This window comes from Nocardia sp. CA-129566 (assembly GCF_050956075.1).
In the GTDB taxonomy this organism is placed as follows: Bacteria; Actinomycetota; Actinomycetes; order Mycobacteriales; family Mycobacteriaceae; genus Nocardia.
In genome coordinates, this window is the sequence record NZ_CP192085.1 from 3,543,229 (window position 1) to 3,561,524 (window position 18,296).

An 18,296-nucleotide genomic window follows, 5' to 3' on the forward strand; every position below is an offset into this window, starting at 1 on the left:
GGTGGTGATTCCACTGCAGTGAGATATCCGTTGGTGCGTGGAGGTATGCAGTACATGTCCTACCTGTTGTTCGATTTCCTGTTGCCGTTGCTCGGTCCCAGTGCGGCGGAGTACTGGGCACAGCTGCTGGTGGTCGGCCCGCTCTAGCACGAGAACCGGGTTCGCCGGGGCGGCGGAACTGTGCGTCGACCCGGCGGATACGGTGTGCGGCCGCTCCGTGTTCGTGCCGCGGATGCTCCTTCCGAGCACCGCCCGATCGGTCCAGTGATTGCGGGCGGTATGCAGACCCGCTGGTCGGGGCAAGGCCAGTGCTGGGCAACTGGCTATCAAGTGGCCTGATCGGCTTGCCTAGAATCGGTGTCGTTAGTTCCAAGCGACCCGATTGGCGCACATGACTCAGGAGTTTGCCGTGACCACGCCCGAGACCACCAACACCATCGGCACCGCCCGCGTGAAGCGCGGGATGGCCGAGATGCTCAAGGGCGGGGTGATCATGGATGTCGTCACCCCCGAGCAGGCCAAGATCGCCGAGGACGCCGGTGCGGTCGCGGTGATGGCGCTGGAGCGTGTTCCGGCCGATATCCGCGCACAGGGCGGCGTTTCCCGGATGAGCGATCCGGACATGATCGACGGCATCATCTCCGCCGTCTCCATCCCGGTCATGGCCAAGGCCCGCATCGGCCACTTCGTGGAGGCCCAGATTCTGCAGAGCCTCGGCGTCGACTACATCGACGAGTCCGAGGTGCTGACCCCCGCCGACTACGCCAACCACATCGACAAGTGGAACTTCACCGTGCCGTTCGTCTGCGGCGCCACCAACCTGGGCGAGGCGCTGCGCCGGATCACCGAGGGTGCGGCCATGATTCGCTCGAAGGGCGAGGCGGGCACCGGCGACGTCTCCAACGCCACCACCCACATGCGCAAGATCCGCGCCGAGATCCGCAAGCTGTCGTCGCTGCCCGAGGATGAGCTGTTCGTCGCCGCCAAGGAGCTGCAGGCGCCGTACGAGCTGGTGAAAGAGGTCGCGCAGACCGGCAAGCTGCCGGTCGTGCTGTTCACCGCGGGTGGCATCGCCACCCCCGCCGACGCCGCGATGATGATGCAGCTCGGCGCCGAGGGCGTCTTCGTCGGCTCGGGCATTTTCAAGTCCGGCAACCCGGCCGAGCGCGCCGCCGCCATCGTCAAGGCCACCACCTTCTACGACGACCCGGATGTGCTGGCGAAGGTTTCGCGCGGACTGGGCGAGGCGATGGTCGGCATCAATGTCGAGGAGCTGCCGGTCGATCACCGACTGGCGGAGCGCGGTTGGTGATCCGGCGCTACCGGTGATCTGAATCGACGCCCGCGGCAAGGGATTGCATGATCCGCTGCCGCGGGCGTCGATGCTCTTCGAGACACCGAGCGAAGCAAGCCCCACGACGGGGACTCGAATGCGTGATCTCGTTCGTGGGTCGACAGGCTGCGGCTGGCAGGACCTCCGATGGTCCTGGTGCGAGGCGACGTGCGCGAGCAGCGCCTTGCCGGTGACATCGCCGATGGCGTGCAGTGCCGCTGGTGAATTCGGTGACGCGCGCTCAGATCAGTCCACGGTCGTGGGCGTAGATCGCGGCTTGGGTGCGGTCGCGTACCCCGAGACGGCTGAGGATGTTCGATACGTGGTTTTTCACGGTGCCCTCACTGAGATACATCGTGCGCGCGATCTCCCGATTGGCTGCGCCGCCCGCGACCAGTCGCAGCACCTCGAGTTCGCGCGGCGTCAGCTCGATGGTCGGGGCGGCAAGGGTCGGGCGCACCAGTGCCGCGAGTCGGCCGGAGACCGTCGCCGAATACTGGTCGACACCCGCGTGGACCAGGCGCACCGCCTGCGCGAGGTCCGCGGCGGGTAGGTCCTTGAGCAGATATCCGGATGCACCGGCGCGCAGTGCGCGCACGATGTAATCGTCATCGTCGAAGGTCGTGAGCATCAACACCTTTGTCCGCGCCCGCAGGATTCCCGCCGCCTCGACCCCGTCGATACCCGGCATCCGCACATCCATCAGCACCACGTCGGGGTGCGGATCCCATGCCAGTTCTATTGCGTCGGAACCATTCTCGGCGACACCGACCACCTCGATACCGGGCTGCAGGGCGAGCAGCGCCGCAATGCCCTCCCGCACCAAGCGCTCATCGTCGACGATCAGTACCCGGACCGTGAGCTTGCCGTTCACCACATCGGACTCGCTCGGTGCCGGGTCGTCGGTGCGCTGTTGCCTCGGCGACGGTTTCGAGATCGCGTTCACCGTACCGACTCCAGTTGCATTGCTTCGGGCACCGTGGCGACCACGCGCGTACCCGTTGGCCCGGAGGTGATTTCGACAGTGCCGCCGACCAGGTCCAATCGCTCGCGCATCCCGGCCAAGCCGTGACCGGCGATGGATCCAGGGGCGAAACCCCCTCCGTTGTCGGTGATTTCGAGCGTCACGGGCGAATCGGCGAGATCGGCGCGCACCGTGACGGCGCTGGCGCCGGAGTGGCGGCGGGCATTGGTCAGTGCTTCCTGCGCGGCGAAATACAGTGCGAGACGGGCGGGTTCGCGGATGCGCTGCTCGGCACCCATCAGGTCGAGGCGCACCGTGAATTCGGGATCGTCGAGCCGGTCGACCAGGGCGGTGAGAGCCGTGCGGAGGGTGAATTCCGGGTCATTGCGGACGGTCTCCAGCGCGCGGCGCACCTCCTGGAGTGCGAGTCGGGCCGAATCTCTGCCGTCGGTGAGCGCCTGGTCGGCGATGGCCGGGTCGAGCGGGCGGTAGGCGGCGGACTTCTCCAACTGGATGGCGGTCACCACCAGGTGATGGCCGACGGTGTCGTGGATATCGCGGGCCATGCGTCTGCGCTCGGCGACGGCCGCCAGAGACGCCGCCTGGTCGGCGTATTCGCGCAGTCGCGCATGGGCGTCCGATAGTTCGGTGAGCAGCACTTCCGCGCGGCGGCGACCCGCCTGCTCACGTTCCGCGATCACCGCTATGGCCAGTGCGAACACCACGCCGATCGCGAACATCAACAGGTCCGAGACGCTTTCCGGATCGTGCCGCAGCGGTGGCCGGGCGAGCACCAGCGCGCCAAGGGCGATCAGCCCCAGTGCGGCAAAGCCGAACGCGGTCCGGCGACCCAGCGTGAAGTACACCATTAGGGGCAGCAGTGCGAAGAGGACCTTGGCATTGCCCTGACAGTCCAGCGCGGTGGCGAGCGCGAACAGCACGGCACGTGCGACGAGCCCGGCGATTGCCGTGACTCTGGTCGCGGTCCTTCGGCTCTCGGCGAGTTCGAGGGCGCACAGTGCCGCGAGCACACCGACGAACCCGAGCAGCCGGCCGTCGCTCGGGCAGACGCCCATCCCGGCCATGGCCACCCCGGCGAGCAGGACCGATGCGTAGAGGAAGCACGCCACCCAGGTCAGTGCCCGCGGACGGATCATGCCCCGAGCGTAGGGCCGGGCGGTCCACCCCGACCAGTCGCCCGGCGACAGTGTGGCCGAAAGTCATGGGTCGTGTGGCACTTACCCACATGACCACCGGATTCCTAGCGTCGGCCGCACCTCGAGAAAGGAATTCGATATGGACACGCGAGCATTGCTCCGCCTCGGCGCTGCCGCGGGCCTGATCTGCGGCTGCGCCATCGCCCTTGCCGGTGGTACCGAACTCGCCCTCGGCCACAAAATCGCGCTCACCCAATTGCTCAATGGGGGTGCCGTCCCCTTCGGCATCGGCCTGCTGGTGGCGGTGTACGCACTGCTGCACCGGGAACTGGGCCGTTTCGGCGCGACCGCCTTCGCCATCCAGTTCCTCGGCTTCGGCTACTTCGCCGGCGTCGCCTATACGAAGAACTTCGTGCTGGTCTTTCTGGAGCGCCCGGTCGTCGATGACTTACTCATGGGTCCAGCACGGTTCGCCTTCCTCGCGACCGCGATCATCGCCCTCACCGGCACCGTCGCGTTCGGCACGGCCCTGCTGCGCACCGACACCGTGCCGCGGATCGCCAGCGTGCTGTACACGGTGGGGCTCTCGGCCCTCTGCCTGACCTTCCTGCTCCCGGCTCCCGTCGTGCGGACCGGCCATATCGTCGCCGGTGTCGGCATGATCTGGTTGGCGTCGATCGTGTGGTCGAACGCGGGGCGGACCGAATCCGTTGCCCATCCCACACAGTTGTCTTATTCGCCCCACAGAGTTGATGGCTAATTTCGGGATTCGGTGCACGTCGGCGACCACGCGGGCAGTTCGCGCGGCACCGTCGAGGTCACGGACCTGTCCGAACGGCAAAGGAGATTCAGTTGAAGCTTCATAAGTCCGGGCGTATCGCTATCGCGGGTCTGGCCGCCGTGGCCGCACTCAGCCTGTCGGCATGTGGCAGCGACGACTCGAAGACGACCCCGACCAAGGCGTCCAAGACCACCACGTCGGCGGTGGCCAACCAGAACCTGCCCCCGAAGCCGACGGTGCCGGAGTTGAATGCCGCACTCGGCCGAGCCTTCGATCCGTCGGTGCCCAGTGCCGAGAAATTGGAATTGGTGCAGGGCGTGGAGGCCGATCCGGATCTGCCGAACCGCTTGGCGGAGGCGGCGAAGAACGCCAATGCGCAGATAACGGTCACCGATGTCACCGCCTTCGGTGACAGCGTGACCGCTAAGGCGAAGTTCGTCGTCAATGGCCAGGAGAACATGGTGGACGTGCCCTTCGTCGCCGAGAACGGCAAGTGGAAGATCGAGAAGTCCTGGGTCTGCACCATGCTGACCAACCTGGGCCAGCAGTCGCCGGCCTGCGGCTAGTTCGCTGTTGCCCGACCGCGGTGGGTTCGGTCGGGCACGCTTCATCTCGGGTGGCGGGCGCATATGGCGCTTGCCACCCGAGGTGTTTGCGGAGCGCGGCCGGTCTCGGGTCGGCGGTGGGGGAGTGGTGCCGCTCGAATTGCGCTCGGCAAGAACAGGATCGGATTCCATCCTGCCTGCGGGAACCTCATCGCGAGTCCGGCATATCCGACAATTGGTAGCGGTTGGTACGAGCCGGAAGGTTCGGGGTGAATCCGTTGATCGAGACCACCATTAATCATCTACATACTTAGATATGCGCATCTGAACATGAATAGTCTGCAAGTGTTGGTCACCGCAGAGCCGGACGTCGAAAACACCGCAAGGAGGGAGAGCCCTTCGGGCCGGACGCCTGCTATTTCCGGGCGTCGTCATCGATCCGCAGCGCGGGCCGATCGGGATGTTCCCAGCGAATGAAAAAGCTTGGGGCATAGGGGTTGTCCCGGTCGTGGCGCAGAATGGCGGGAATGGTCCACTGCGCCTCGGGCGCGGTGCGGCGGCGCAGGGCGGCCTCGGACATATCGAGTCGCACCGTCAGATCGAAGCTCAGCCCCCGGCCGAAAAGCATGGGACCCGTAACCAGCAGGACGGTGTCGGGCGCCGCGCTGCGGATGGGGGAGCGGGCGGAGCGGTCACGCTGTTCGTCCCACAGCGCCGGAAGCCAGCGCGCATCCTCGCGGAGCGCGCGAATGACCTCGCGATCGAGCGCCGCATAGTCGAACCAGGCGGCGCGATAAGACATTTCGTCGGTGCGACCGAACTCCATCCGGAGCGAGGCCGGCCGGATGTAATCGTGCAGCGAGACCACCTCGGCGGCGCGTCCGGTGTCACGCAGGGCGGTGGCGATGCGGTCCGCGATCGCGAGGGGTTCGGCGGCGTCGGCACCGTCGATCGCGATCACCGCGCGGCCGCTGATCTCGAGGATGCGGTCGGTCAGGAGTTCGACAAGTCCGGCACGGCTGATCGGATCGAATTGTGGCACCGGCCCATCCCATCAAAACGAGCCAGCGCACCCCATTCTGGGCGGCGGTTGCGGTCGTTGCCGGTGGATCACGGGCCAGCCGGGCGGAGCCCGCGTCGGCGGGCCGGATAATGTCAGCCGCATGGCGACAATCGAAGAGGCGCTGGAGATAGAGCGGCTCGAGCGGGATATCTTCCGTGGCGCGTCCACCAAGACCCAGCTCCCGCGCACATTCGGCGGCCAGGTTGCCGGTCAGGCGCTGGTAGCGGCGGTACGGACGGTGGAGCCGCGGTTCCAGGTGCATTCACTGCACGGATACTTTCTGCGTCCGGGCAATCCGGAAGAGCGGACCGTGTACCTGGTGGAGCGGATCCGTGACGGCCGGTCCTTCTGTACCCGCCGGGTGACCGGCGTACAGGACGGTGCCGCGATCTTCACCATGTCGGCCTCGTTCCACCTCGGCGACGCGGGTCCCGCACATCAGGACGTGATGCCGCAGGTCCAAGCGCCGGACGACCTGCCGGACGCCAGCACCACGATGAGCCCGGAACGGCTCTGGGCGATGCGCGAGTGGGAACACTGGGATATCCGCACCGTGCCCCAGGATGTGGTGGCCCGCCGCGACGGCGTGGTCTCCCAGCAGCAGGTGTGGTTCCGCTACCGGCATCCGCTGCCCGACGACCCGGTCGTACACGTCTGCACCCTCGCCTACATGAGCGATATGACCCTGCTCGGCTCCTCCAAGGTCATCCACCCCGACGAGCCGACCCAGAACGCCTCCCTCGACCACGCCATGTGGTTCCTGCGCCCGTTCCGCGCCGATGACTGGCTGCTCTACGACCAATCCTCGCCATCGGCGGGCTTCGGCCGCGCACTGACCGGCGGCAAGATCTTCAATCGTCAGGGCGAATTGGTCGCGGCGGTTGTCCAAGAGGGCCTGATCCGCACATTGCGCGAGGACTGAGCGTCAACAAGTACCACTCATGCCACCTGGACGCGTAGGTGGCAGACCACAGTGTCGGTCATTCGGCGGAGTTCGCGTTCGAGTTCATCGCTGCGGTGGCTGGGCAGCACCCGGTCCCAGCCGGTCGGCGGATCGATCTCGGCGATGACGACGACCTTGCGCCGCCCGGGGAAATTCTCGCGAACGTAGCGCGCGACGGGACCGCCGACGGTGGCGTCGCTGTCCTCGAGCAGCACCAGCCTGACCTCGGGATGCCAGGCCTCCCACGCCTTGGCGAAGGCCCGCGCCGATTCACCGGGCAGGCAGACATGTACGGCGACAATGTCTTTGCCGATGGACATGGCGGCCGAGAGTGCCTCCCGGCTCAATTCCGAGACCTCGGAGATCGGCACCACGATCGCCGTACCGGTGGCCCGGGGCTGGTCCGGAATCGTGCCGTTGCCGCGGCAGCCGCCGATCTTGGTGTAGGCCCCACGCACGCGTTCCATGCCGAGCACCAGCGCGGGCAGGACCAACACGATCAACCACGCGCCTTCGGTGAATTTCATGGCGGTGGTGACGATCGCGGCGACGAAGGTGAGCACCGCACCGAAACCGTTGAGTGCGATCCGCCAGCGCCAGCCCTCGCCGCGGTTCTGCCGCCAGTGCCGGACCATGCCGGTCTGGGCGATGGTGAACCCGACGAAGACACCGATCGCGAACAGCGGGACGAGTGCATTCATGTTTCCGCGCGCTGCGATCAAGAGCACGGCCGAGGTCACGCCGAGGGCCAGGACACCGTAGCGGTACACCTGACGCGGTGAGCGGACCGCGAATCGGTGCGGTAGGCAGTTGTCGTCGGCCAGGATCCGGGTGAGTGTCGGCAGTCCGCCGTAGGAGGTGTTGGCGGCCAGCGCGAGCAATACGACGGTCGCGAATTGCACAACGTAGTAACCGATCCCGTGGCCGAGGGCCGCCTCGGTGAGCTGGGAGAGCACCGTCGTGCCGTCGATCGGCTGCAACGAGAACTTCTTGATGAGCACCGCCAGCCCGATCAGCATGACGCCGAGCAGCGCGCCGAGCGCCATCTCCGCCCGCTGTGCGCGTTTGATCTTCGGTTCGGCGAAGCTGGGCACCGCGTTCGCGATCGCTTCGACGCCGGTCAGCGCCGCGCAGCCGCTGGAGAATGCCTTGAGCAGCAAGAGCACACCGACGGTGTGGATATCGCTGACGGCCGCGGCTCCGGTGGTGACGCTGGCCGGTTCCGAGCGCAGCAGACCGCCGATGATCACCGCGAAGATGCCCGCGACAAAGATGATGGTCGGAATCATGAAGGCGCGCGCGCTTTCTCGGATGCCGAGCATATTCAGCGCGGTGATCCCGACCAGGATGGCCGGGCAGATCCACACCGTGTACGCGTGTAGCGCGGGGAAGGCCGAGGTCAGCGCCGCCACCCCCGCGGCGATCGAGACCGCGACATTGAGGATGTAGTCGACGATCAGCGAGGCCGCGGCGACGAGGCTGGTGCGCCGGCCCAGATGCTGCTTGGCCACCGCGTACGCGCCGCCGCCGTCGGGGAAGGCCGCGATCACCTGCCGATAGGAGGCGACAAGTACGGCCAGCAGTGCGGCGATCGCGACGGTGACCGGCAACGTCATGCCGAGTCCGGCGCCACCGGCCGTGGCCAGCACCAGCACGATGGCTTCCGGCCCGTAGGAGACCGATGCCATGGCATCGAGGGACAGTCCGGCCAAGCCGGTCGACACCGTCAGCCCCCGGTGCGTCGAGACTCTATTCGCTTCTCCACGAGGCGCAGACGCCTTGCGTGGCAACACGGCAATCACATCTGTGAGTGTCGACCGATTTCCGCCCGATGAACCCGCTCTTGATGCAACGTTGACGGTCACCGTGAGCAGGACCACAGCACCCCCGCCTCGTAAGCTCGTGGCGTGAACGCATCGGTCGCCTCGCCCGTTCCTGGCGCGCAGCAAATTCCCACCCGGCCCACCATCGGCGTGCTCGCGCTGCAGGGTGATGTGCGCGAACACGTCGCGGCGCTGGCGCAATGCGGTGCCGAACCGGTGTTGGTGCGGCGCGCGTCGGAGCTGGCAGCGGTGGACGCGTTGGTGCTGCCGGGCGGCGAATCGACCACCATCAGCAAGCTGCTCGAAGTCTTCGAACTCCTCGAACCGCTGCGTGCACGGCTGCGGGAGGGTATGCCCGCCTTCGGCTCCTGCGCCGGGATGATCCTGCTCGCCTCCGAGGTGCTCGACACCCGTCCCGATGCCGAACATCTGTCCGGTATCGATATGACGGTGCGCCGCAATGCTTTCGGCCGCCAGGTCGATTCGTTCGAGACCGATCTGGAATTCGCGGGTCTGAACGGCGGTCCGATGCGCGCGGTCTTCATCAGGGCGCCGTGGGTGGAGCGCGCTGGCGCGGGAGTCGAGGTGTTGGCCACCGTCCCGACCGGCCCGTTCGCCGGGCGCATCGTCGCGGTGCGGCAGGGCAGGGTGGTCGCGACGTCGTTCCATCCGGAAGTCACCGGTGATCTGCGGGTGCACAAGATGTTCGTCGATCTGGTCCGCGACGCCCAGTAGTCGCCCTCGGAAAGTCGTCGCGACCGGACGAGTAGGCTGAGAGAGTTGTCTACCCGGCCGGTGCGGGTACCGTGCGCACGATCAGACGTGCTGTCGACTGGAGGAAGTAGGGAATGAGCGGCCACTCCAAATGGGCCACCACCAAGCACAAGAAGGCGGGGATCGACGCTAAGCGCGGCAAGCTCTTCGCCAAGTTGATCAAGAACATCGAGGTGGCGGCACGCACCGGTGGCAGTGACCCGGCGGGCAATCCGACGCTGTACGACGCCATCCAGAAGGCGAAGAAGTCGTCGGTTCCCAACGACAACATCGAGCGTGCCCGCAAGCGCGGTGGCGGCGAAGAGGCGGGCGGCGCCGACTGGCAGACCATCATGTACGAGGGCTACGGCCCCAATGGTGTCGCGGTGCTGATCGAGTGCCTTACCGATAACCGCAACCGTGCCGCGGGCGAGGTGCGTGTCGCGATGACCCGCAATGGCGGCAATATGGCCGACCCGGGCTCGGTCTCCTACCTGTTCCACCGCAAGGGCGTCGTGACCCTGGACAAGAACGGCCTCTCCGAGGACGACGTGCTGATGGCGGTGCTCGACGCGGGTGCCGAGGAGGTCAATGACCTCGGGGAATCCTTCGAGATCATCAGCGAACCGTCCGATCTGATCCCGGTGCGCAAGGCGCTGCAGGACGCCGGAATCGATTACGACTCCGCCGAATCCGGTTTCCAGCCGTCGGTATCGGTCGCGGTCGATCTCGACGGCGCGCGCAAGGTGTTCAAGCTGGTCGACGCGCTCGAGGACAGCGACGACGTGCAGAACGTCTACACCAATGTCGATATCCCCGACGAGGTCGGCGCTCAGCTCGAAGAGGACTGAGTCGAGCCCATCGGGCCATTCGGGGCGGTTCGCACAGCTGCGGACCGCCCCGACTGCGTCCACGGGTCGGCCCGTCCCGGCGGACGGCGCGAACCGGGCGGTTAGCTGGGCGCGCGGGCCGGAGGCGAGCGCGTAGTACTCCGCTTGCGCGCCTGGTCGAACTTCGTCTATTCCGCGATTCTGGTGCGGTCGGACCACTCGTATACCGGAAGCCGCCCCTCGGGGGTATCTGCTTCCCGGTTGGTGACCTTGAAGTGCTCGTATCCGCCGCGGAATTCGACTTTGAGCTCGACGCCGGGTGGCGTGATCGGAACGATGCGCGCTGGCAAGTCTTTCGGCCCACCTTCGAGGACAGCCTTCACAACATTGCTCATCCTTCGGATGGTAGATCTCCGATGTGATGCACGCCACAAACGCGGCCGCACAACCGGCATGGCCGCGGCCGACCATGTCGGCACCGTAACGATTTCGGCTCAATTGCTGATATCGGATTCGAGTGCCGCCACAACCGTCGCGGCGACCCGATCAGGCTCCAGAACACCGAGAACTTGTCCCGCCCGGAAAGAGACCAACCTTGATGAGTCGATCCCTTGCCGACGAGCGTCCCGGCCATTCGACCGACCTGAATATCACCCTCGCCCCGCTCGCGGTCGCGGCGGGACTGATCCTGCTCATCGCCGCCTTCGCGACGGTGAACCTGATGCCCGGCTGGGCCGACGACTACGGCGCGAGCCTGGTGTACTTCGCGATCTTCCTGTACATGGCGATTGCCGGGCGCTTGACCTGGTGGGGTGCCGACATTCTGATCGGCGCCGCGAAGAAGCGCTGACCGGGCCGGATCACGGCACCGTGAGGACCAATTTGCCGACGGTGCGGCCGGTTTCGCCCAGTGCGTGCGCCTTCGCGGCCTCCGCGAGCGGAAAGACTCCGGCGACGGTCGGACGCAGCGCCCCGGATTCGGCGAGTCGGGCGAGTGCGCTCATCCCGGCGTGGTCGTGCTCCACCAGCATGCGCACCGCCCTGACGCCCGATCGCTGTGCCTCAGTGGTCAATTCGGTGGTACCGAATGCGCGCAGGGAGACGAGCAGACCGCCGGGCCGGAGTGTGCGTAGCGACCGCACGCTGTTGTGGTCATCGATGGAATCGAGTACGACATCGACATCGCGGACGACATCGGCGAAATCGGTTGTGCGGTAATCGATCGTCTCGTCCACGCCGAGCTCACGCAGGAATGCGTGGTTGGCCGCGCTCGCGGTACCGATCACGTGAGCGCCCCGGGCCTTGGCGATCTGGACTGCGAAGTGTCCGACACCACCGGCGGCAGCGTGGATCAGGATGCGCTGTCCGGCTTGGAGTTTCGCGGTGTCGACGAGGGCCTGCCAGGCGGTGAGGGCGGCCAGTGGGACCGCGGCGGCCTGAATGTGGTCCAGGTTCGATGGTTTCGGCGCGAAGGCGCGGGCGGGACCGACGACGTATTCGGCGCACGCGCCGTGGCCGTTGGGGTAGGGGAGCATGCCGAAGACCTCGTCGCCCGGTTCGAACAGGGTGACCCCGATGCCGGTCCGCACCACTTCACCCGACACATCCCAGCCCAGGACGAAGGGCGGCTCGTCGAGGAACAGTCCCGCGACGCCGCGATGGCGCCAATCGGTCGGATTGAGCCCGGCGGCCCGCACCCGAATCAGGATCTCGCCGGGACCGGGTGTCGGAATCGGCAGTTCGACCTCGGTCAGGACCTCGGGGCCGCCGATCGCGTCCTGACTGATCGCGTGCATGGTGGTGTCGTTCATGTCCTTCAGCCTGCCGAGGGCGGCGACTCCGGGAAATGGCACGATTGCCAATATTCGATACGATCGTGCCATGGTCGGACGTTCGGATGCGCGGCGGCATCGTGTGGTCGTGTTCGCGCTGGACGGGGTGTATCCGTTCGAACTCGGCATTCCGAGTCGGGTATTCGGCACCGCCGAGCAGCACTACGAGGTGAGCACCTGTTCGGTCGACGGCGCACCGGTGCCGAGCCGATCCGATTTCGCCATTGCCGTCCAGCACGACAGCCGGGCGCTGGCGACCGCTGACACCGTGGTGATTCCGGCCTGCGATATCGAGATGACCCTTGGTGGCACGCTACCGCTGCCGCTGATGGAGGCGTTCGCGCGGATCCAGCCGGGCACACGCATCGTCTCGATCTGCACCGGGGCGTTCGTGACGGCCGCGGCCGGACTGCTCGACGGTCGCCCCGCGACGACGCATTGGAATGTGGCCGAGCAGTTCCGGCGGACCTTCCCTCGGGTTCGCCTCGATACCGATGTCCTGTACGTCGATGACGACGACGTGCTCACCTCGGCGGGCGCGGCGGCCGGTATCGATCTGTGCCTGCATCTGGTGCGCCGCGATCACGGCAGTGCGGTCGCCAATTCGGTGGCGCGGCGCTGTGTCGTGCCGCCGTGGCGCGACGGCGGCCAGGCTCAGTACATCGAACAGCCGGTGCCGCCGTCGACCTCGCCGGGTACCGCCGCCGCTCGGCACTGGGCCCTCGAGAACCTTCAATTGCCCTTGACCATGGACGATCTCGCGGTGCGGGCCCGAATGAGCAAGCGCACCTTCGCCCGTCGCTTCCGTGACGAGGTTGGCATGAGCCCGGGCCGCTGGCTCATCCAGCAGCGCGTCTTCCGTGCCCGCCAACTCCTCGAGTCGACCGACCTGACCGTTGACCGCATCGCGGGTGAGGTCGGCTTCGCGACCGGCAGTTCACTGCGTCAGCACCTACACGATTCGATCGGCGTCGCACCGCTGGCGTATCGCCGGACCTTTCGTGCCGAGTCGATACCGCCAGCGGAGTCGCTGGGCTGAGCCGCGGCCCAACTCATCGACCGCGCAATCGGTTTCAGGTCGCGTCCGGCACGGGAAGTCCGACCCGGGCCACGATCCAGGGAAACGACGAGGTGAAGGCGGCCGCAGCGAACTGCCAGGTGTGGCCGCCCTGGGTGGTGTGGATGGTGCAGTCGATGCCGACCTCATGTCCTGCGGCACACAGCTTTTCGGCCGCACCGACCTCGCCGGTGTCGACAACGCCGTCGTGGCCGCCGAAGCCGACGGTGTCGTCGTCGACCGCCGCGGACTGGCGTGCACCATGGGATCCCGGACCGGATTTGGGTGGGGTGAGGTCGTCGAACAGACCGGCCATATCGGTATACGGGCCGTGCTTGGCCATGACGGTGATCGGGTCGAAGGCGGCCCAGCGGTCGGCGTCACCACCGAAAAGGCGTTTGATCGTCTGCTCTTTGGTGCCCGAGGTCGGGCCGAGATCGCCCGCGATATCGACGAAGGTGCGCACCAACTCGGGGTGCATGACGGCCAGGTCGACCGCACAGGTGCCGCCCATCGACCAGCCGACCACGGCCCAGTTCGCCGGATCCGCCGATGCGCCGAAGCGAGATTCGAGGTAGCCGGGCACATCTCGGGTCAGGTGGTCGGCGGCATCGCCGCGCGGACCGTTCACGCATTCGGTGTCGTTATTGAAGCTGCCGCTGGAATCGACGAAGACCAGGATGGGCGCACGACCGCCGTTGGCGGCGGTGAACTTGTCCACCTCGGGCATGATCTGGCCGCTGCGAATCCAGTCCGCGGGGGTATTGAACTCACCGCCGATCATCATGACCACCGGCAGGGTCGGCGGCGTCGGACCGGCGAACCAGGCCGGTGGCAGGTACACGTATTCGGTGCGATGCGGAAATCCGCTGCCCGCGTCGGGAATTCGCACCGGCACGATCTTGCCGGTGGTGACGTTCGTATTGCGCAGTGCGGGCAGGGCGTCGATATCGGTCTGGTTCGGCAGCGGACCCGCGGTGAGCGCATTCCACGCCGACTGCACGGTGGGGTAGTAGCCGACCCACTGATTGAGCACGATGCCGGTGCTCAGCAGTGCCAGGGTTACGGCGAGGATCGAGACGCCGCGCCGCCACCAGCGCGCACTGCGCCAGCCGAGCGCGGCGACGGCGATCGCCGCGACCGCGGCGCCGGCACAGGCCCACAACTCGATCGGCGCCGGATCCGATGCCAACCCCTCGTCGTTCACATACGCCCACGCGGCCACCGCACCCGCCACACCGAGCGCCGCGCACACCGGCAGCAGTACCAGCCGCCAGCGTCGGGTCCGCCAGCCGATCGCCAGGATCAGCAGGGCCACCGCGACCAACTCGACGGTCAGCGGTAACCAGCCGTGCAGTAGCGAAATCCCGTGATGGGAGCCGTACTGATAGTTGGGATTCAGATTCGCCGACGGCAGCCGTGGCGGCGGTGGCGGTGTCACGGGGGTCGCGGGCGCGGCAAGCGGGGCACGGACTACGGGCACCTACGGCATTGTCGAGACCATTCCTCGAGAAACCCTGTGAATCCGCTCCAGCAAAACTGTGGCTCGGTGCCGACCCGGTGCGCTCGGCTGAAACGTCACTGGCTCCAGGGACGATTCAGGGGCACAGAGGAAGCGGAGTCCGAACGGCGTTGTCCGGTAAGGTCCTGTAGCCGGGTTGTGCAGGATTCAGGAGGGGTGCACGTGACCTATCAACCACCACCGCAGTACCCGGGTTATCCCGGGCAGGGGTATCCGGGCTACCCGGGCTATCCGCCGCAGCCGCCCAGGGGGAAGCCGGTGTGGCCGTGGGTATTGGGCGGTGTCTTCCTGGCGATCGTGCTCACCGTCGGCGGGTGCGTCGCGGTATTCGGATCCATCGCCTATCGCATCGACAAGGAGTCGAAGAAGGAAGTCGCGGTGACCTATGAGGTCTCCGGCACCGGCACCGCCGATATCACCTTCACCAGCGGCGATTTCGACAGCTCCAGTGCCGACGATGCGCCGCTGCCCTGGACCAAGGCCGTGACCCTGACCGGATTCGTCCGCTCGGGCCGGGTGTCGGCCACCGTCAGCGGGTCCAGCGGCGGCACGGTGAGTTGCCGGATCCTGCGCGACGGCAAGGTGGTCGTCGAAGATTCCGATTCGGGGTCGTACGCGTACGTGAGCTGTTACCACACCTTCGACTGAATCGGTCCCGACGCCGAATCCCCGACGGGCGTCGTGTCGTTGGTGAACGGCGCTCGCGCGGTCCACTAGACTCTCGAACAGTTGTTCGTGTCTTCGAGAGGGGATCGTGTGCGGGTGATGGGCGTCGACCCGGGGCTCACCCGGTGCGGCCTCAGCATGGTCGAGGGCGGGCTGGGACGGAGGGTGACGGCGCTCGACGTCGATGTGGTGCGCACCCCTGCGGATATGGATCTCGCACACCGGCTCATGGGCGTCGCCGATGTCGCCGAATACTGGATGGACACGCACAAACCCGATGCGGTCGCGATCGAGCGGGTGTTCGCACAGCACAATGTGCGCACCGCGATGGGCACCGCGCAAGCGGGCGGGGTGATCGCGCTGGCGGCGGCGCGGCGGGGCATACCTGTCGCCTTCCACACCCCGAGCGAGGTGAAGGCCGCCGTCACCGGCAATGGCACCGCGGACAAGGCTCAGGTGACCGTGATGGTGACGCGTATCCTCGGCCTGCAGGTCGCGCCGAAACCGGCGGATGCGGCCGATGCGCTGGCCCTGGCGATCTGTCATTGTTGGCGGGCGCCGCTGATGGCGCGGATGGCCGAGGCCGAGGCGCGCGCCGCCGAGGCACAGCGGCGGTACACCCAGCGGCTTGCCGAACAACGGAAGGTGGTGCGCCCGTGATCGCGTCGGTACGCGGTGAGGTGCTCGAGATCGCGCTCGATCATGTGGTGCTCGAGGCGGCGGGCGTCGGCTACCGGCTCAATGTCACCCCGGCGACGCTGTCGACGCTGACCCGGGGCGAGCAATCCCGGCTGTTCACCGCGATGATCGTGCGCGAGGACTCGATGACGCTGTACGGATTCGCCGATACCGAATCCCGTGACCTGTTCGGTCTTCTGCAGACCGTCTCCGGCGTCGGTCCGCGGCTGGCCATGGCGGTGCTCGCGGTGCTCGAGCCCGAGGCGCTGCGCAAGGCGCTCGCGGAGAGCAATGTCGCGGCGCTGACCCGGGTGCCCGGCATCGGTAAGCGCGGCGCGGAGCGCATGGTGGTGGAGTTGCGGGACAAGGTGAATCTCGTTCCGGTGCAGGCGGGTCCGCCGGGTACTGCGCCGACACCGGTGCTCACGCCGGTGCGCGAGCAGGTGGTGGAGGCGTTGATCGGGCTCGGCTTTCCCGCCAAACAGGCGGAACCGGCGGTCGATGCCGTACTCGCCGAACAGCCCGCTGCCGACACCTCGGCCGCATTGCGCGCCGCGCTCGGCTCGCTCGCCAAGAACCGGTAAGCCGTTATGGACTACGACGACACCGAACCCGAATCCCAGGTCACCGCAGGCTATCTCAAATCCGATGGGGAGATCGAGGCCAGCCTGCGCCCGAAATCCCTCGACGATTTCATCGGCCAGCCCCGTGTGCGCGAACAGCTGGCGCTGGTGCTGCGCGGTGCCAAACAGCGTGGCGGCACTCCGGACCACGTGCTGCTGTCCGGCCCGCCCGGCCTCGGCAAGACCAGTATGGCGATGATCATCGCCGCGGAACTCGGTACGGCCCTGCGCATCACCTCGGGTCCGGCGTTGGAGCGCGCGGGCGATCTCGCTGCCATGCTGAGCAACCTGGTCGAGGGCGATGTGCTGTTCATCGATGAAATCCACCGGATCGCCCGGCCCGCCGAGGAAATGCTCTATCTCGCGATGGAGGACTTCCGCGTCGACGTGGTCGTCGGCAAAGGCCCAGGGGCAACCTCGATTCCGCTCGATATCGCGCCTTTCACCCTGGTCGGTGCGACCACCCGCTCGGGTGCGCTCACCGGTCCGCTGCGTGACCGCTTCGGCTTCACCGGTCATATGGACTTCTACGATCCCGAAGAACTCCTGCGCATCCTGCTGCGCTCGGCCCATATCCTCGGCGTCACCGTCGATCGCGACGCCGCCGCCGAAATCGCCGGACGCTCCCGCGGCACCCCGCGCATCGCCAACCGCCTGCTGCGCCGCGTCCGCGACTATGCCGAGGTTCGCGCCGACGGCCTGATCACCCGTCCCATCGCCCAAGCGGCGTTGGAGGTCTACGACGTCGACGTGCTGGGTTTGGACCGCTTGGACCGCGCGGTCCTTGGCGCCCTGGTCCGCAGTTTCGGCGGTGGGCCCGTTGGGGTTTCGACGCTGGCCGTCGCCGTCGGCGAGGAGGCCGCCACGGTCGAAGAGGTCTGCGAACCGTTCCTCGTGCGCGCGGGCATGGTGGCGCGCACGCCCCGCGGTCGTGTCGCAACGGCCGCCGCCTGGGAGCACCTCGGCCTCGTCCCGCCCCCGGACCTGGTCTTCGGCTCCATCGAGGTCCGCGGCCGCGAACCCCATCCCACCCTCGACCTCTTCGAATGACCACCGGCGCTAGCGGTGGTTGGCTCCACTTTCGAGGGCGGTGACGACGAGGTCGAGGAAGGCGTCGACCTCGTCGCGGGTGTAGCCGCGGGTACCGAGACGGGCCTCGGTGAAGCGGACCGCGCGGACATCGATGATGGTGAGGTGGCCCGGGCCGCCGTGTGCCAGGGTGGCGGCGACCAGGTCCAGGAACGCGTCCACCTCATCGGTGTCGTAGCCGCGGCGGCCGACCGCGGCCTGGGTGAACTGCATGCGGTGCACATCGTCGGGAGTGAGCAGGGCGGGGCCGGAGCCATTGTCGCCCGCGGGGACCGGGCGGCTGCCGCGCTGGCGGAATTCCAATTCGATGCGGACCCGATCGAGGAATTCGTCGACCTGGTCGGCCTGGTAGCCGCGGCCACCGAAGTGGGGGGCGTCAAAGGCAACGTGCCGGACATCGTCGGCGGTCAGCGCACCCTGTCCATCGAGCGTCGCGGAGACGAGTTCGAGGAAGGCGTCGACCTCATCGGCGTGATAGCCGCGGTGCCCCATCGGCGGCATGGCGAAATGGATTCGGCTCACGTCTTCGGGGGTCACCCGCGACATTGTGTCAGGGGCGGTGCCCTGCTCTTGTCGAATACGCATTTTTCGAACTCGGCGGTCTCTACCGAACACGTGCTGCCCCCGTTGGCCACAG

20 protein-coding genes are annotated in these 18,296 nt (G+C 67.1%); 12 read left to right on the forward strand and 8 right to left on the reverse strand.

What is annotated here, in order from left to right; translation table 11 throughout:
* The first annotated feature begins 409 nt into the window (after window positions 1-409).
* The gene (gene pdxS, locus ACQP0C_RS15305) at window positions 410-1,312 is read left to right on the forward strand and encodes a pyridoxal 5'-phosphate synthase lyase subunit PdxS (RefSeq protein ID WP_420777136.1); all 903 of its coding nucleotides are present in this window, start codon (window positions 410-412) and stop codon (window positions 1,310-1,312) included.
* A 262-nt stretch (window positions 1,313-1,574) separates the two neighbouring features.
* Here the strand turns inward: pdxS and ACQP0C_RS15310 are convergent, their stop codons facing one another.
* Window positions 1,575-2,279: a response regulator gene (locus ACQP0C_RS15310; protein WP_433733561.1), complete on the reverse strand. Its 705-nt coding sequence runs from the start codon at window positions 2,277-2,279 to the stop codon at window positions 1,575-1,577.
* Window positions 2,276-3,454, reverse strand: a complete 1,179-nt coding sequence (locus tag ACQP0C_RS15315; protein ID WP_433733562.1) for a sensor histidine kinase — start codon at window positions 3,452-3,454, stop codon at window positions 2,276-2,278. The genes ACQP0C_RS15310 and ACQP0C_RS15315 overlap by 4 nt, the downstream gene beginning before the upstream one ends.
* A gap of 139 nt (window positions 3,455-3,593) precedes the next feature.
* Between ACQP0C_RS15315 and ACQP0C_RS15320 the strand changes: the two genes are divergently transcribed.
* Together ACQP0C_RS15320 and ACQP0C_RS15325 are read left to right on the forward strand one after the other, a co-directional pair.
* A complete protein-coding gene (locus tag ACQP0C_RS15320) occupies window positions 3,594-4,214 on the forward strand; it encodes a hypothetical protein (RefSeq protein WP_433733563.1) in 621 nt (206 codons plus the stop codon).
* 92 nt (window positions 4,215-4,306) lie between these two features.
* On the forward strand, window positions 4,307-4,801 hold the full coding sequence (locus tag ACQP0C_RS15325; RefSeq protein ID WP_433733564.1) for a hypothetical protein: 495 nt from the start codon (window positions 4,307-4,309) through the stop codon (window positions 4,799-4,801).
* 394 nt (window positions 4,802-5,195) lie between these two features.
* Here the strand turns inward: ACQP0C_RS15325 and ACQP0C_RS15330 are convergent, their stop codons facing one another.
* On the reverse strand, window positions 5,196-5,822 hold the full coding sequence (locus tag ACQP0C_RS15330; RefSeq protein WP_433733565.1) for a hypothetical protein: 627 nt from the start codon (window positions 5,820-5,822) through the stop codon (window positions 5,196-5,198).
* Between the two features lie 121 nt (window positions 5,823-5,943).
* Here ACQP0C_RS15330 and ACQP0C_RS15335 point away from each other — a divergent pair, with 121 nt between their 5' ends.
* On the forward strand, window positions 5,944-6,765 hold the full coding sequence (locus tag ACQP0C_RS15335; RefSeq protein ID WP_433733566.1) for an acyl-CoA thioesterase: 822 nt from the start codon (window positions 5,944-5,946) through the stop codon (window positions 6,763-6,765).
* Between the two features lie 17 nt (window positions 6,766-6,782).
* On the opposite strand, the gene ACQP0C_RS15340 is transcribed toward ACQP0C_RS15335, so the two are convergent.
* A complete protein-coding gene (locus ACQP0C_RS15340) occupies window positions 6,783-8,510 on the reverse strand; it encodes an APC family permease (protein WP_433733567.1) in 1,728 nt (575 codons plus the stop codon).
* Between the two features lie 183 nt (window positions 8,511-8,693).
* Here ACQP0C_RS15340 and pdxT point away from each other — a divergent pair, with 183 nt between their 5' ends.
* Both pdxT and ACQP0C_RS15350 read left to right on the forward strand, forming a co-directional pair.
* Window positions 8,694-9,344, forward strand: coding sequence for a pyridoxal 5'-phosphate synthase glutaminase subunit PdxT (gene pdxT / locus ACQP0C_RS15345; RefSeq protein WP_433733568.1), 651 nt, complete (start codon window positions 8,694-8,696; stop codon window positions 9,342-9,344).
* A 113-nt stretch (window positions 9,345-9,457) separates the two neighbouring features.
* Window positions 9,458-10,213 carry a YebC/PmpR family DNA-binding transcriptional regulator gene (locus ACQP0C_RS15350; protein ID WP_433684252.1) on the forward strand — a complete coding sequence of 252 codons (756 nt, stop codon included), beginning with the start codon at window positions 9,458-9,460 and terminating at the stop codon, window positions 10,211-10,213.
* A gap of 167 nt (window positions 10,214-10,380) precedes the next feature.
* On the opposite strand, the gene ACQP0C_RS15355 is transcribed toward ACQP0C_RS15350, so the two are convergent.
* Window positions 10,381-10,587, reverse strand: coding sequence for a DUF5988 family protein (locus tag ACQP0C_RS15355; protein WP_354950689.1), 207 nt, complete (start codon window positions 10,585-10,587; stop codon window positions 10,381-10,383).
* Window positions 10,588-10,790: 203 nt separating this feature from the next.
* Between ACQP0C_RS15355 and ACQP0C_RS15360 the strand changes: the two genes are divergently transcribed.
* Window positions 10,791-11,042, forward strand: a complete 252-nt coding sequence (locus ACQP0C_RS15360; RefSeq protein ID WP_433733569.1) for a hypothetical protein — start codon at window positions 10,791-10,793, stop codon at window positions 11,040-11,042.
* Between the two features lie 10 nt (window positions 11,043-11,052).
* Here the strand turns inward: ACQP0C_RS15360 and ACQP0C_RS15365 are convergent, their stop codons facing one another.
* Complete coding sequence (locus ACQP0C_RS15365) at window positions 11,053-12,045, reverse strand: NADP-dependent oxidoreductase (protein WP_433733570.1); 993 nt, start codon at window positions 12,043-12,045, stop codon at window positions 11,053-11,055.
* Window positions 12,046-12,073: 28 nt separating this feature from the next.
* On the opposite strand from ACQP0C_RS15365, the gene ACQP0C_RS15370 reads away from it, so the two are divergent.
* Window positions 12,074-13,063, forward strand: coding sequence for a GlxA family transcriptional regulator (locus ACQP0C_RS15370; RefSeq protein WP_433733571.1), 990 nt, complete (start codon window positions 12,074-12,076; stop codon window positions 13,061-13,063).
* A 34-nt stretch (window positions 13,064-13,097) separates the two neighbouring features.
* Here ACQP0C_RS15370 and ACQP0C_RS15375 read toward each other — a convergent pair whose 3' ends face one another.
* On the reverse strand, window positions 13,098-14,564 hold the full coding sequence (locus ACQP0C_RS15375) for an alpha/beta hydrolase (RefSeq protein ID WP_433733572.1): 1,467 nt from the start codon (window positions 14,562-14,564) through the stop codon (window positions 13,098-13,100).
* 201 nt (window positions 14,565-14,765) lie between these two features.
* Here ACQP0C_RS15375 and ACQP0C_RS15380 point away from each other — a divergent pair, with 201 nt between their 5' ends.
* The 4 genes from ACQP0C_RS15380 (at window position 14,766) to ruvB (ending at window position 17,620) form a co-directional block, all read left to right on the forward strand.
* Complete coding sequence (locus ACQP0C_RS15380; RefSeq protein WP_433733573.1) at window positions 14,766-15,251, forward strand: MmpS family transport accessory protein; 486 nt, start codon at window positions 14,766-14,768, stop codon at window positions 15,249-15,251.
* Between the two features lie 108 nt (window positions 15,252-15,359).
* Window positions 15,360-15,929, forward strand: a complete 570-nt coding sequence (gene ruvC, locus ACQP0C_RS15385) for a crossover junction endodeoxyribonuclease RuvC (protein ID WP_433733574.1) — start codon at window positions 15,360-15,362, stop codon at window positions 15,927-15,929.
* Complete coding sequence (ruvA, locus tag ACQP0C_RS15390; RefSeq protein WP_433733575.1) at window positions 15,926-16,531, forward strand: Holliday junction branch migration protein RuvA; 606 nt, start codon at window positions 15,926-15,928, stop codon at window positions 16,529-16,531. The genes ruvC and ruvA overlap by 4 nt, the downstream gene beginning before the upstream one ends.
* 6 nt (window positions 16,532-16,537) lie before the next feature.
* Complete coding sequence (gene ruvB / locus ACQP0C_RS15395; protein WP_433733576.1) at window positions 16,538-17,620, forward strand: Holliday junction branch migration DNA helicase RuvB; 1,083 nt, start codon at window positions 16,538-16,540, stop codon at window positions 17,618-17,620.
* A 9-nt stretch (window positions 17,621-17,629) separates the two neighbouring features.
* On the opposite strand, the gene ACQP0C_RS15400 is transcribed toward ruvB, so the two are convergent.
* The gene (locus ACQP0C_RS15400; protein WP_433734559.1) at window positions 17,630-18,205 is read right to left on the reverse strand and encodes a DivIVA domain-containing protein; all 576 of its coding nucleotides are present in this window, start codon (window positions 18,203-18,205) and stop codon (window positions 17,630-17,632) included.
* Window positions 18,206-18,296 lie beyond the last annotated feature (91 nt).

Coding starts and splice junctions, on each gene's coding strand:
- ACQP0C_RS15350 (WP_433684252.1), top strand. CDS start 9,458: ATGAGCGGCCACTCCAAATGGGCCACCACCAAGCACAAGAAGGCGGGG.
- ACQP0C_RS15370 (WP_433733571.1), top strand. CDS start 12,074: ATGGTCGGACGTTCGGATGCGCGGCGGCATCGTGTGGTCGTGTTCGCG.
- ACQP0C_RS15335 (WP_433733566.1), top strand. CDS start 5,944: ATGGCGACAATCGAAGAGGCGCTGGAGATAGAGCGGCTCGAGCGGGAT.
- ACQP0C_RS15355 (WP_354950689.1), bottom strand. CDS start 10,587: ATGAGCAATGTTGTGAAGGCTGTCCTCGAAGGTGGGCCGAAAGACTTG.
- ACQP0C_RS15360 (WP_433733569.1), top strand. CDS start 10,791: ATGAGTCGATCCCTTGCCGACGAGCGTCCCGGCCATTCGACCGACCTG.
- ACQP0C_RS15400 (WP_433734559.1), bottom strand. CDS start 18,205: ATGTCGCGGGTGACCCCCGAAGACGTGAGCCGAATCCATTTCGCCATG.
- ACQP0C_RS15320 (WP_433733563.1), top strand. CDS start 3,594: ATGGACACGCGAGCATTGCTCCGCCTCGGCGCTGCCGCGGGCCTGATC.
- ruvB (WP_433733576.1), top strand. CDS start 16,538: ATGGACTACGACGACACCGAACCCGAATCCCAGGTCACCGCAGGCTAT.
- ACQP0C_RS15315 (WP_433733562.1), bottom strand. CDS start 3,454: ATGATCCGTCCGCGGGCACTGACCTGGGTGGCGTGCTTCCTCTACGCA.